Genomic DNA, 13,101 nt, shown 5'->3' with positions numbered 1-13,101 from the left:
CGGTGTGGGCCGCACGCCTCTCGATGGTCTGAAAAAGATGCTGGATAATAAAGCATGCCCCGCTTGACGGCTAGCGCCGTCGGAGACCCTTGCAATGCCTGACCAAGATGTACGTTTGCAACACCTGAAAGTTTGGCTCGATGAACAATTGGCGATCCTTTTTGCAGAACAGGCTTGGGGTGTCGTACCCCCGGCCACGTTGACCGCGGCCAGTAGTGACGCGAGTTTCCGGCGGTATTTTCGTTGGGAGGGCGGTGGTAGAAGTTTCGTCGTGATGGACGCGCCGCCGCCGCAGGAAAACTGCAAACCCTTCGTGGATATCGCTTTTTTGCTGGCGAAATCCGGAATAAATGTGCCAGGAATTTATGCCGAAGACCTGGAACGCGGTTTTCTTTTGCTCAATGACCTGGGCAACAAGACGTATCTGGACGTGATCGACAGCGAAAACGCCGATGATTTGTTCAGCGATGCCCTGGAGGCGCTGCTGGCTTTTCAGCAATTGCCTATGGTTGCACCCTTGCCGAGTTACGACGTGGCGCTGCTGCGTCGTGAGCTGGAATTGTTCCCGGATTGGTATGTGAAGCGTGAACTGGGTATCGAGTTCGACGCGGCACAGCAAGTGCTCTGGCAACAGGTCTGCGACCTGCTGATCGACAGCGCGCTGGCCCAGCCGAAAGTCCTGGTGCACCGTGACTACATGCCGCGCAACTTGATGCTCAGCGAGCCGAATCCCGGTGTGCTGGATTTCCAGGACGCCGTCTACGGCCCGGTGACCTATGACGTGACTTGCCTGTTCAAGGACGCTTTTCTCAGCTGGCCCGAAGAGCGTGTGCGCGGTTGGCTGGAACGCTACTGGCAACAGGCCGCTGCGTTGAATATTCCGGTGCAGCCGGATTTCGAAGACTTCCTGCGCGCCAGTGACTTGATGGGCGTGCAGCGTCACCTGAAAGTGATCGGTATTTTCGCGCGCATCTGTCATCGCGATGGCAAGCCGCGTTATCTGGGTGATGTGCCGCGCTTCTTTGCTTATATAGAAGCCGTGATCGCGCGCCGTCCCGAACTGGCTGAACTGGACGTGTTGCTGGCCACTCTGCGTGCTGGAGTGAAAGCATGAAGGCCATGATTCTGGCGGCAGGCAAAGGCGAGCGCATGCGCCCGCTGACCCTGACCACGCCAAAGCCGCTGGTTCGAGCGGGCGGGGTGCCGTTGATCGAGTATCACCTGCGTGCGCTGGCCGCCGCCGGGTTTACCGAGATCGTGATCAACCATGCCTGGCTTGGCCAGCAGATCGAAGATTATCTGGGCGACGGTTCGCGCTTTGGGGTGAGCATTGAGTATTCGGCGGAGGGAGAGCCGCTGGAAACCGGCGGCGGGATTTTCCGTGCGCTGCCGTTGCTGGGGGATGAAGCCTTTGTCGTGGTCAATGGGGACATCTGGACCGATTATGACTTCAGTGTGCTGCATCAGCCCATCGTCGGCCTGGCGCATCTGGTACTGGCCAACAACCCGGCCCATCACCCGTCCGGGGACTTCCAGCTGATCGACGGACAAGTCCGCGACGGTCAGGCGGACACCGCCAATCTGACGTACAGCGGCATCGCGGTACTGCATCCGCAACTGTTCGAAGGTTGCTCTGCCGGTGCGTTCAAGCTGGCACCGTTACTGCGTGCCGCGATGGCGAGCGGGCAGGTGTCCGGCGAACGTATGAACGGGCAGTGGGTCGATGTCGGTACTCACGAGCGCCTGGCCGAGGCTGAAGCATTGATTGAAGCGAGACGCTGACATGCTGTGGCCAGGGACTCTGATCGGAGCCGGAGCGGGCTTTGCCATTGCCAGCATTCCGGGGGCCATGCTCGGCGCCTTGTTGGGTCAGGCGCTGGATCGACGCCTGCATTTGCAGAGTTGGGCGCACCTGCGTGAAAAGCTCGGTGGTCGTCCGGTACTGCGCAATGATGAGTTGCTGTTCGTGCTGCTGGGACGGCTGGCCAAGTGCGACGGACGGGTAGTGGAAGGGCATATCCAGCAGGCGCGCCAGGAAATGAGTTCGCTGGAAATGAACGAACCGGCTCGTCGCCGGGCGATTGCCGCGTTCAATCGCGGTAAGTCAGGCAGTGACCGCCTGCGCGGTTATCTGCGTCGCCTGAGCCACCAGCCCCATGCGGCGGAAGGGGTGTTGCGTGCCTGTTGGCGGATGGTGTGGGCTGATGGCCGGGCGGGCAACAGTGAACGCGAGTTGATCGCGCAATGGGGCAAATGGCTGGGCTGGACGGCGCATCAGGTGCAGGCTTTGGCGTCTGACTATGAACCGCACAGGCGTCCACAGGTCAGCAGCGCGGTGACCTATCAGGACGCATTGCGACTGCTGGGAGTGTCTGCCACCAGTGAGCCGGCCCAGATCAAGCGCGCCTACCGGCGACTGCTCAGCCGTCATCATCCGGACAAGATTGCCGGCAGCGGGGCGACCGCGTTGCAAGTGCGTGAGGCTACCGAGCGGACACGGGAATTGCATAACGCCTACACGTTGATTCGTCAGCGGCGGGACTTTCGTTAGCAGGAAAGCGTTGTGTATTCCATGACGCCCTCTTCGCGAGCAAGCCCGTTCCCACATTTGATTTGTATACACCACAGGTCAAATGTGGGGGCGGGCTTGCTCGCGAATGGGAAGGCCCGGTCTTCTATCAATCCGTCGCATTCTGCGGATTCAGCCAACCCCGCACCCGACGCACCAGCTGCTCCTGTTGCGCCTTGGCATCACCCGGCAACGCCTTGAGCGAAACCTGGCTGAATGCCGGGCTTTTCAAGCGTTTGCTGGCCTGCATCCGGGCCAGCGCCGCGTTGCGGTCCAGCGGCTTGTCCATATAGAAGATGTCTGCGGTGGGCAACTTCAGGGTCGGCGCGAGTGCGTCCAGCGCCGGCTTCGCCTGGACGGGCGTCTGCGCAGCAATCATGACGAACCGTTCGACTTGCGACGGCTGTTTCTCGCTCAGATAGCGTGCAGCCCAATAAGCGCCGGTGCCATGGCCGAGTACGACGATTCGGCGAGCACTTTGCTCTTCGGCAAACGCGATGGCCGCATCGACGCGGGCGAAAATTCGCTCGGCATCGGCGTTGACCTGTTCTTCGCTGGTTTCCGCGACGGGCTTGTCAGCCACTTCGGCTTCTCCGCCGGCGACCTGTTCAATGGGCGCCGCAGTGGTCGAGTCCTTGCTGGCGGCTTCCGGTGCCTTCGGCGTTGGTGGCACCTCGACGACTCGTGGCGCAATGGCATCGCTTTGCACGTCCGGCAAGGTGATACTCAGGCTGCTCCACTCGGCGTTCGGCAAGTTACGCCGCAACGGACCGATTGCTTGCGGCCAGTCAGCGGTTTCGCCGGCGCCCGGGATGATAATCACCGCACCTTTCGGGTCGGCGGTATTGGCCGGTTTCCACAAAGCCAGGAAGGTATCGCTGCCCGCTTGCAGTGGTTGTTGCTCCTGGGCCGGGATTTTTCGTTCCAGTGCCGCCGCTTCTTCCTGACTACGCTCAGGCAAAGGCTGGCGTTCCAGCGGCTTTTCTTCAGCGGGTGCTTGGGGGGTAGCAGGTGCCGGTTCGTCAGCCTTGACGGAAAAAGCGCATGGCAAGAGCAGCGACAGGCACAATGCTGGCAGTGCCAGGCGGTAGACAAGGGGCATCGGTTATTCCAGGCCAGAAGTGATTCCGGCAGCCTAATGGGTTGGTCAGTGTTTGTCAGTGTGTGAGAGTTCGATGATGCGTTTTCGCTGCCTGTGGGTTATCGGCTGTTTGTGGTTTCCCTTGATGGGTTGGGCGGCGGCCGCGCCCCCGGCACACGTTGCGACCTTGTCGCCCAAGCAACAACAGTGGCTGGCACAGCAGAGCGAGTTGCGCGTCGGGCTGGTGTTGCAGGCGCCCTACGCGACATACGATCGTCGCTTGCAGCGTCTGTCCGGGGTCAATGTCGAGTTGATGAAGTGGTTGGCCAAGGCGCTCAAGGTCGAGCTGAGCTGGCGTAACTTTCCCGACCTTGAACAACTGGAGGCCGCGGCCCGCGCGGGTGAGATCGACCTTGCCCCGGGATTGAGCCAAACCCCCGGCGGCCTGCGCCTCTGGCAGTTTTCCGATCCGTACATGCGGGTGCCGCAACTGGTGGTCAGCGACCAGAAAAGCACCGGTGCGGTGGAACTGGAGAAGCTCGACGGCCAGACCCGCGTCGCCGTGCGCATGCCCAGCACCACCGCCGATTATCTGCGCGCAAACTTCCCGCACCTGAACCTCCAGGGCGTTCCGGTCGAACGTCAGGCGCTGCAATTGTTGTTGAGTCAGCAAGCCGCTTACGCCGTGGTCGACGAGGCGCAATTGGGTCGCCTTTCCGTCGAGCCGGAATTCGCCGGGCTGTTGGTGGTGGGGGATATTGGCTTGCCGCAACTGTTGCGGGTGGCCACCCGGCGTGACAAACCGGAGTTGGCCGGCATCGTCGAGAGCGCGCTGCGGGCGATCCCGGCCAAGGATCTGGAAGCGCTGCACAACCAATGGCTGCAACCCAAGTACCCACGGCTCACCGAGTCGCCGGGTTTTTGGCAAAACCTCTGCCTGCTGCTGGTGGTGCTGGCGCTGAGCAGCATGGCCATCGTGTTCTGGCAGCGCCGCCAACAGCACAATCTGGAGCAACGACTGACGGCCGCGCAGGAGGACATTGCCTTGCGCGTCGCCAGCGAAGAGGCGTTGCGACTGACCCAGTTTTCCATCGACCAGAGCACCGTCGGCATCCTTTGGGTCAACTGGGACAGTCACGTGCGCTACGCCAACCGCGCGGCCGAGACCATGCTCGGCTATCCCCCGGGCGGCATCATTGACCGGCCATTGATCGACTTCGAGCCCGGCCTGCACATGGACCGCTGGTTGAACCTGTGGAAGCGTGCCCGGGCCAGCGACGAGTCTCCGCAAAGTTTCGAAACCAATTGCCTGCGGGCCGATGGCAGCATCCTGCCAACGGATGTCTCGCTGAGCTTCCTGCGTTTCCGCGATGGCGAATACCTGGTGGTCTACCTCACCGACGTCACCGAGCGCCGTCGTGCCCTGGCCGCCTTGCAGGAAAGTGAAGCCCGCTTGCAAGGGATCGCGGCGAACGTGCCCGGCCTGGTCTTTCGCCTGGAGCGGGCACCGGTGACAGGGCAGATCGACTTTGCCTACATCAGTGAAGGCAGCGAAAGCCTGGTGGGTTACTCACCCGCAACCCTCGCTCATCGCGACAAAGGCTTGCGCAGCCTGGTGCACCCGGACGACAAGGCCAGCTATCACCACACCCAGGACCATGCGCTGGACACCGACAGTGACTGGTCCTGGCAAGGGCGGATTCTCACGCGCCAGGGCGAGCAGCGCTGGGCGGAAATCAAGGCGATTACCCGGCAACTCGAGGACGGTGCCTACGTCTGGGACGGCATTGTCTGGGACATCAGCGAGAGCAAGCGCATCGAACTGGAGTTGGCCAGCTCGCGGGAGCAGTTGCGGGAGTTGTCCGCGCACCTGGAGAGCGTGCGCGAGGAAGAAAAAGCGCGCATTGCCCGGGAAGTTCACGATGAGCTGGGTCAGATGTTGACCGTGCTCAAGCTGGAAACGTCCATGTGCGAACTGGCTTACGCGCAACTCGATCCCGGCCTGCACGAGCGCTTGAACAGCATGAAGCGCTTGATTGCCCAGCTGTTCCAGTTGGTGCGTGATGTGGCGACGGCCTTGCGCCCGCCGATCCTCGATGCCGGCATCGCCTCGGCCATCGAGTGGCAGGCTCGCCGCTTCGAGGCACGAACGCAGATTCCGTGCCTGGTGCAGGTGCCGGACAATTTGCCGGTGCTCAGTGATGCCAAGGCAATCGGCCTGTTTCGAATCCTTCAGGAAGCGCTGACCAATGTCATGCGTCACGCCCAGGCGCATACTGTTGAACTGACACTCGCCCTTGAAGGCGACGAGTTGTGCCTGACGGTGAGCGATGATGGCGTAGGATTTGTCGCAGCGGCTGGCAGGCCGACATCCTTTGGGCTGGTCGGCATGCGGGAGCGGGTGCTGATCATGGGCGGGCAGTTGTCGCTTGAAAGTGAGCTGGAAGAGGGCACGACACTGATCGTGCGCGTGCCGTTGGATGAGGAGAAGTAAGTGATCCGTGTACTGGTAGCCGAAGACCACACCATCGTTCGCGAAGGCATCAAGCAACTGATCGGCCTGGCCAAGGACCTGCTGGTGGTGGGGGAGGCGAGCAATGGCGAGCACCTGCTGGAGACCTTGCGGCATGTGCCCTGCGAAGTGGTGCTACTCGATATCTCCATGCCGGGGGTGAACGGTCTGGAGGCGATTCCACGTATTCGCGCACTGAACAACCCACCGGTGATCCTGGTGCTGTCGATGCATGACGAGGCGCAGATGGCCGCCCGGGCGTTGAAGGTCGGCGCGGCTGGCTACGCCACCAAGGACAGCGATCCGGCGCTGTTGTTGACGGCCATCCGACGGGTTGCCGCGGGTGGGCGCTACATCGACCCGGACCTGGCCGACCGCATGGTTTTCGAAGTCGGCCTGACGGATTCGCGACCGCTGCACTCGTTGCTCTCCGAGCGTGAGTTTTCTGTGTTCGAGCGCCTGGCCCAGGGCGCCAACGTCAACGATATTGCCCAGCAACTGGCGTTGAGCAGCAAGACCATCAGCACCCACAAGGCGCGGTTGATGCAGAAGCTCAACATCACCTCGCTGGCGGAGCTGGTGAAGTATGCGATGGAGCACAAACTCCTCTGAGTGCCACCGATCTGCCCTTGTGGGAGCGGGCTTGCTCGCGAAAGCAGTGTGTCAGGCCCGGATAGTTCGGCTGACACGCCGCTTTCGCGAGCAAGCCTGCTCCCACAGGTTTTGTTGTGACATGCCCATTTGCGACACATCCAAAGGTCGTGCTGGCGTGTTCTTGTGGCTTGTAGCTTGAAACTCGCAGCTGTCCCTATCCAATCCCGCCATCCTTGTAGGGCAATCCCTACCCCCAACCTTCCATCCGGCTGAGGCGATTCTCTCCTGCGTCCCGATTTGCGCAGGTTCCAGCGTCCACTAGGCTTAGTCCACAGCAGTCATCACAACAAAGGTGTGGGTATGAGCCAGGTCGATTCAAGTGCAGGGGCCAATGATGTTCTGGTCAGCTTTCGTGGAGTGCAGAAGAGCTACGACGGCGAGAACCTGATCGTCAAAGACCTCAACCTGGACATTCGCAAAGGCGAATTCCTCACCTTGCTCGGGCCGTCCGGCTCCGGCAAGACCACCAGCCTGATGATGCTCGCCGGTTTCGAAACACCGACCGCGGGTGAAATCCTGCTGGCCGGGCGTTCCATCAACAACGTGCCGCCGCACAAGCGCGACATCGGCATGGTGTTCCAGAACTACGCATTGTTCCCGCACATGACGGTTGCCGAGAACCTGGCGTTCCCGCTGACCGTGCGCGGCTTGAACAAGAGCGATGTCAGCGACAAGGTCAAAAAAGTCCTGAGCATGGTCCAGCTCGATGCCTTTGCTCAGCGTTACCCGGCACAACTGTCGGGCGGTCAGCAGCAGCGTGTGGCACTGGCCCGCGCTTTGGTGTTCGAGCCGCAACTGGTGCTGATGGACGAACCGCTCGGCGCGCTCGACAAGCAACTGCGTGAACACATGCAGATGGAAATCAAACACCTGCACCAGCGCCTGGGCGTGACCGTGGTCTACGTGACCCACGACCAGGGCGAAGCCTTGACCATGTCCGACCGTGTGGCGGTCTTCCATCAGGGCGAAATCCAGCAGATCGCGCCACCGCGCACGCTCTACGAAGAGCCAAAGAACACCTTCGTGGCCAACTTCATCGGCGAAAACAACCGTCTCAATGGCCGTCTGCACAGCCAGACCGGCGACCGCTGCATTGTCGAACTGGGTCGGGGTGAAAAAGTTGAAGCGCTGGCGGTGAATGTCGGCAAGACCGGCGAGCCGGTGACTTTGTCCATCCGCCCGGAGCGCGTGAGCCTCAATGGTTCCAGCGAGTCTTGCAGCAACCGCTTCTCGGGACGGGTGGCGGAATTCATCTATCTGGGCGACCACGTCCGGGTTCGCCTGGAAGTCTGTGGCAAGACCGACTTCTTCGTGAAACAACCGATTGCCGAGCTCGATCCAGGGTTGGCGGTCGGCGATGTGGTACCGCTTGGCTGGCAGGTCGAACACGTTCGTGCACTCGACCCACTTTTAGAGGCGAACTGATCGCCCCGGCTACAACAACACCAACCCTGCACGTGGAGAGAACAATAAATGTTGAGATCCCTGAAATTCACCGCTCTGGCACTGGGCATGATGGGGGCAGCGAGCGCAATGGCTGCTGGCCCGGACCTGACCGTGGTGTCCTTTGGCGGGGCGAACAAGGCCGCGCAGGTCAAGGCTTTCTACGCACCGTGGGAAGCGGCAGGCAACGGCAAGATCGTGGCGGGCGAGTACAACGGCGAGATGGCCAAGGTCAAGGCCATGGTCGACACCAAGAGCGTGTCCTGGGACCTGGTGGAAGTTGAATCGCCAGAACTGTCCCGTGGTTGCGACGAAGACATGTTCGAGCAACTCGATCCTGCGCTGTTCGGCAAAACTGAAGACTACGTAAAAGGCGCAATCCAGCCTTGCGGCGTGGGTTTCTTCGTGTGGTCGACCGTGTTGGCCTACAACGCCGACAAGCTGAAAACCGCACCGACCAGCTGGGCGGATTTCTGGGACACCAAGCAGTTCCCGGGCAAGCGTGGCCTGCGTAAGGGCGCCAAGTACACCCTGGAATTCGCACTGATGGCCGACGGCGTTGCGCCTAAAGACGTCTACAAAGTGCTGGCCGGCAAGGACGGTCAGGACCGCGCGTTCAAGAAGCTCGATGAACTCAAGCCAAACATCCAGTGGTGGGAAGCCGGTGCGCAACCGCCGCAATACCTTGCCTCCGGTGACGTGGTCATGAGCTCGGCCTACAACGGCCGCATCGCTGCCGTGCAAAAAGAAAGCAACCTGAAAGTGGTGTGGAACGGCGGCATCTACGACTTCGACGCCTGGGCCATCCCAAAAGGCCTGGATAAAGCACGTGCTGACGCGGCGAAGAAATTCATCGCCTTCTCGGTGCAGCCGCAGCAGCAGAAGACCTACTCGGAAAACATCGCCTACGGCCCGGCCAACACCCAAGCCGTACCGTTGCTGGCCAAGGATGTCCTGAAAGACATGCCGACCACCCCGGAAAACATCGCCAACCAGGTGCAGATCGACGTCAGCTTCTGGGCTGACAACGGCGAGCAACTGGAACAGCGCTTCAATTCCTGGGCTGCGAAGTAAGACCGCACCGCGGGCTTACGCTGTAGGAGCTGCCGAAGGCTGCGATCTTTTGATCTTCAGCGGTCTCAAAGCCGCGAAAAGATCGCAGGCTGCGCCAGCTCCTACGGGGGCCGGTGCCTGGTCAAAGAACATTGATGCAATGCGGCATCGCGCAGTTTGATGCCGCCCATCCAAAGATTTCCGGAGTACGCCATGGCTATCGCCGTTCCCGTGAACGCGGGCACTGACCCCACCTTGAAGCAGCGGCTCAAGCACGCCGAGCGGGTCAACCGCTGGAAGGCCCAGGCCTTGATCGCGCCGCTGGTGCTGTTTCTGTTGCTGGTGTTCCTGGTGCCGATCGTGGCGCTGCTCTACAAAAGCGTCGGTAACCCGGAAGTGGTCGGCGGCATGCCGCGCACCGTGGCCGCCATCGCCAGCTGGGACGGCCGTGGCCTGCCCGCCGAGCCGGTCTACAAGGCCGCCAGCGAGGACCTCGCCGAAGCCCGCAAGAATCAGACCTTGGGCGACCTGTCCAAGCGCTTGAACATGGAGTTGGCCGGCTACCGCAGCCTGCTGACCAAGACCGCCCGCGCCCTGCCGTTCGCCACCGAACCGAGCTCTTATAAAGAAGCACTGGAAGGTCTCGACGAGCGCTGGGGCGACCCGGCCTACTGGCAAGCCGTACGCCGCAACACCAGCAGCATTACCCCGTACTACCTGCTGGCGGCCGTCGATCACCGCATCGACGACCTCGGTGAATTGGCGCCGGCCACCCCCGACCAGGCGATTTACCTCGACATCTTCGCCCGCACCTTCTGGATGGGCCTGATTATTACCGTGATCTGCCTGGTGCTGGCCTATCCATTGGCTTACCTGCTGGCGAACCTGCCATCGCGGCAGAGCAACCTGCTGATGATCCTGGTGCTGTTGCCGTTCTGGACGTCGATCCTGGTGCGCGTCGCGGCGTGGATCGTCCTGCTGCAATCGGGTGGCTTGATCAACAGTGGCCTGATGGCCATGGGCATCATCGATAAGCCGGTGGAGCTGGTGTTCAACCGCATCGGCGTCTACATCTCCATGGTGCACATCCTGCTGCCGTTCATGATCCTGCCGATCTACAGCGTGATGAAAGGCATCTCGCCGACCTACATGCGTGCGGCGATTTCCCTGGGTTGCCACCCGTTCGCCAGTTTCTGGCGGGTGTACTTCCCGCAGACCTATGCCGGTGTCGGCGCCGGTTGCCTGCTGGTGTTCATCCTCGCCATCGGCTACTACATCACCCCGGCGTTGCTCGGCAGCCCGAACGATCAGATGGTCAGTTACTTCGTCGCCTTCTACACCAACACCAGCATCAACTGGGGCATGGCGACCGCGCTTGGCGGGCTGCTGCTCCTGGCGACCGTGGTGCTTTATCTGATTTACAGCTGGCTGGTGGGCGCTAGCCGCCTGCGCCTGAGCTAAGGGGAGAATGAAATGCTGAGTCCTTATATGTCGCCCATCGAGCGGGTGTGGTTCTACAGCTTGCGGATTCTCTGCGGCCTGATTCTGTTGTTCCTGATCCTGCCAGTGTTGGTGATCATTCCGCTGTCGTTCAACTCCGGTAGTTTCCTGGTGTACCCGCTGCAGGGCTTCTCGCTGCAGTGGTACCACGACTTCTTCGCGTCGGCGGAGTGGATGCGGGCACTGAAGAACAGCATCATCGTCGCCCCGGCAGCCACGGTGCTGGCCATGATCTTCGGTACGTTGGCGGCGATTGGCCTGACCCGTGGCGACTTCCCGGGCAAGGCGCTGGTCATGGCGCTGGTGATTTCGCCGATGGTGGTGCCGGTGGTGATCATTGGTGTGGCCAGCTACCTGTTCTTTGCGCCTTTGGGCCTGGGCAACAGTTTCTTTTCGTTGATCGTGGTCCACGCAGTGCTGGGCGTACCGTTCGTGATCATCACGGTGTCGGCGACCTTGCAGGGGTTTAACCACAACCTGGTGCGTGCCGCTGCCAGCCTGGGCGCCTCGCCGCTGGTGGCGTTCCGTCGGGTGACCTTGCCGCTGATTGCTCCCGGTGTGATTTCCGGTGCGCTGTTCGCCTTCGCGACTTCGTTCGATGAGGTGGTAGTGACGTTGTTCCTCGCCGGCCCTGAGCAAGCGACCCTGCCACGGCAGATGTTCAGCGGTATCCGCGAAAACCTCAGCCCGACCATCGCCGCCGCCGCGACGCTGCTGATCGCCTTCTCGGTGATCCTGCTGCTGACCCTGGAATGGCTGCGGGGTCGTAGCGAGAAACTGCGTACCGCGCAGGTCTAAAACACACGCTGTAAACAATGTGGGAGCGGGCTTGCTCGCGAAGGCGGAGTGCCAGTCGACAATATGTGTCTGCTGACACTCCGCCTTCGCGAGCAAGCCCGCTCCCACATTTGATTGGTGTTGTTGCCCGTATTGGGGGTGGTCATTCACGACCTGAATACCAGACAACCCCAAATCCCCAGCTACTATTGTGCCCAGCTCCCCTATCTATAAGAGGCTGCGCGCATGAGTCTGTCTTCTTTCAAAATCGCACACAAACTGATCACCGGTGCCGGGGCCATCGAGCAACTGGCGGCGGAATTGACGCGGCTGGACATCGACAACCCGCTGATCGTCACCGATGCCATCCTGGTCAAATCCGGCACCGTGGAGCTGGCGCTGGCGCAACTGGGGGGCCGCACTTACGAGATCTTCGACCGGGTATTGCCCGATCCGGAAATCGCCATCGTTGAAGACTGCATGCGGGTGTACCGCGAGGGCGGGCATGACGGGTTGATCGGCCTGGGCGGCGGCAGTGCCATCGATATCGCCAAGAGCGTGGCCGCCTATGCCGGTTACCACGGGGCACTGGAGGATTTGTTCGGCATCGATCAGGTGCCGCGCAAAGGCCCGCCGCTGATCGCGATCCCGACCACCGCCGGCACCGGTTCGGAAGTCACCAACGTGGCGATCCTTTCCGACAAGGTCGCGCAACTGAAGAAGGGCATCGTCAGCGACTACCTGTTGCCGGATGTGGCGCTGGTCAGCCCGCAAATGACCCTGACTTGCCCGCGCAGTGTCACCGCTGCCAGCGGAGTCGATGCGCTGGTGCATGCCATCGAATCCTATCTGTCGGTCAATGCCTCGCCGATTACCGACGCGTTGGCCATTGGTGCGATCAAGCTGATCGCCAAGGCATTGCCCAAGGCGTATGCCAACCCGTCCAACCTGCAGGCCCGTGAAGACATGGCCACCGCCAGCCTGATGGCCGGCATGGCGTTCGGCAACGCCGGGGTCGGTGCGGTGCATGCCTTGGCCTACCCGTTGGGCGGGCGTTTCAACATTGCCCATGGCGTGAGCAATGCCTTGCTGCTGCCCTATGTCATGACCTGGAACAAGATGGCCTGCGTCGAACGCATGCAGGATATCGCCGAAGCCATGGGGGTGAAGACCGCTCATCTGAGTACCAGTGAAGCGGGCGACAAAGCCGTGACGGCCATGAGCGACTTGTGCGCCGCTGTGGAAATCCCGTCGGGGCTGCGCAGTTTCGGGGTTCCCGAGGATGCGATCCCGGCCATGGCCGTGGAGGCCGCGGGTATCGAGCGTCTGATGCGCAATAATCCGCGCAAGCTGAGTGCTGTCGATATCGAGAAGATCTACCGAGCGGCCTACTAGGGTCTGCCATCCATTATTTTTGTGCCGCGCCGGGTCTGCTGTTGCGCAGGGCAAGGCGCGAGGAGCGTGGTCTGGTCATTCCAAATAAGCTCCGAGCAACGCAGCCCTGCGCAACAG

11 protein-coding genes are annotated in these 13,101 nt (G+C 61.3%); 10 read left to right on the top strand and 1 reads right to left on the bottom strand.

Features of this window, described 5'->3' with window-relative positions:
- Positions 1-94 precede the first annotated feature (94 nt).
- From F8N66_RS29820 to F8N66_RS29810, 3 genes are read left to right on the top strand one after another with little or no spacing between them, the layout of a single operon-like run.
- Entirely contained in the window at positions 95-1,114 is a 1,020-nt protein-coding gene (locus F8N66_RS29820) for an aminoglycoside phosphotransferase family protein (protein WP_150773486.1), read from the top strand.
- Positions 1,111-1,782 carry an N-acetylmuramate alpha-1-phosphate uridylyltransferase MurU gene (gene murU, locus F8N66_RS29815; protein WP_150773485.1) on the top strand — a complete coding sequence of 224 codons (672 nt, stop codon included), beginning with the start codon at positions 1,111-1,113 and terminating at the stop codon, positions 1,780-1,782. Before F8N66_RS29820 ends, murU begins: the two co-directional genes overlap by 4 nt.
- Position 1,783: 1 nt before the next feature.
- Positions 1,784-2,551 (top strand): TerB family tellurite resistance protein, encoded by a 768-nt coding sequence (locus F8N66_RS29810; protein WP_150773484.1) that lies wholly within the window; start codon positions 1,784-1,786, stop codon positions 2,549-2,551.
- A gap of 127 nt (positions 2,552-2,678) precedes the next feature.
- Here F8N66_RS29810 and F8N66_RS29805 read toward each other — a convergent pair whose 3' ends face one another.
- On the bottom strand, positions 2,679-3,671 hold the full coding sequence (locus tag F8N66_RS29805) for an alpha/beta hydrolase family protein (protein WP_150773483.1): 993 nt from the start codon (positions 3,669-3,671) through the stop codon (positions 2,679-2,681).
- Positions 3,672-3,744: 73 nt separating this feature from the next.
- Here F8N66_RS29805 and F8N66_RS29800 point away from each other — a divergent pair, with 73 nt between their 5' ends.
- From F8N66_RS29800 to F8N66_RS29770, 7 genes are all read left to right on the top strand, one after another.
- Complete coding sequence (locus tag F8N66_RS29800) at positions 3,745-6,144, top strand: PAS domain S-box protein (RefSeq protein ID WP_150773482.1); 2,400 nt, start codon at positions 3,745-3,747, stop codon at positions 6,142-6,144.
- Entirely contained in the window at positions 6,145-6,774 is a 630-nt protein-coding gene (locus F8N66_RS29795; RefSeq protein WP_150773481.1) for a response regulator transcription factor, read from the top strand. It begins immediately after the preceding gene.
- A gap of 342 nt (positions 6,775-7,116) precedes the next feature.
- Positions 7,117-8,241: an ABC transporter ATP-binding protein gene (locus F8N66_RS29790; protein WP_150773480.1), complete on the top strand. Its 1,125-nt coding sequence runs from the start codon at positions 7,117-7,119 to the stop codon at positions 8,239-8,241.
- 48 nt (positions 8,242-8,289) lie between these two features.
- Positions 8,290-9,333, top strand: coding sequence for an ABC transporter substrate-binding protein (locus F8N66_RS29785; RefSeq protein ID WP_008061579.1), 1,044 nt, complete (start codon positions 8,290-8,292; stop codon positions 9,331-9,333).
- Between the two features lie 192 nt (positions 9,334-9,525).
- Positions 9,526-10,773, top strand: a complete 1,248-nt coding sequence (locus tag F8N66_RS29780; protein WP_150773479.1) for an ABC transporter permease — start codon at positions 9,526-9,528, stop codon at positions 10,771-10,773.
- A 12-nt stretch (positions 10,774-10,785) separates the two neighbouring features.
- The gene (locus tag F8N66_RS29775; protein ID WP_130905963.1) at positions 10,786-11,610 is read left to right on the top strand and encodes an ABC transporter permease; all 825 of its coding nucleotides are present in this window, start codon (positions 10,786-10,788) and stop codon (positions 11,608-11,610) included.
- 225 nt (positions 11,611-11,835) lie between these two features.
- A complete protein-coding gene (locus tag F8N66_RS29770; protein ID WP_150773478.1) occupies positions 11,836-12,984 on the top strand; it encodes an iron-containing alcohol dehydrogenase in 1,149 nt (382 codons plus the stop codon).
- Positions 12,985-13,101 lie beyond the last annotated feature (117 nt).

The organism is Pseudomonas fluorescens, from assembly GCF_902498195.1.
GTDB classification, from domain to species: Bacteria; Pseudomonadota; Gammaproteobacteria; order Pseudomonadales; family Pseudomonadaceae; genus Aquipseudomonas; species Aquipseudomonas fluorescens_BU.
The sequence above is the reverse complement of the archived record's forward strand: the minus strand, read 5'-3'. Positions and strand labels throughout refer to the sequence as shown.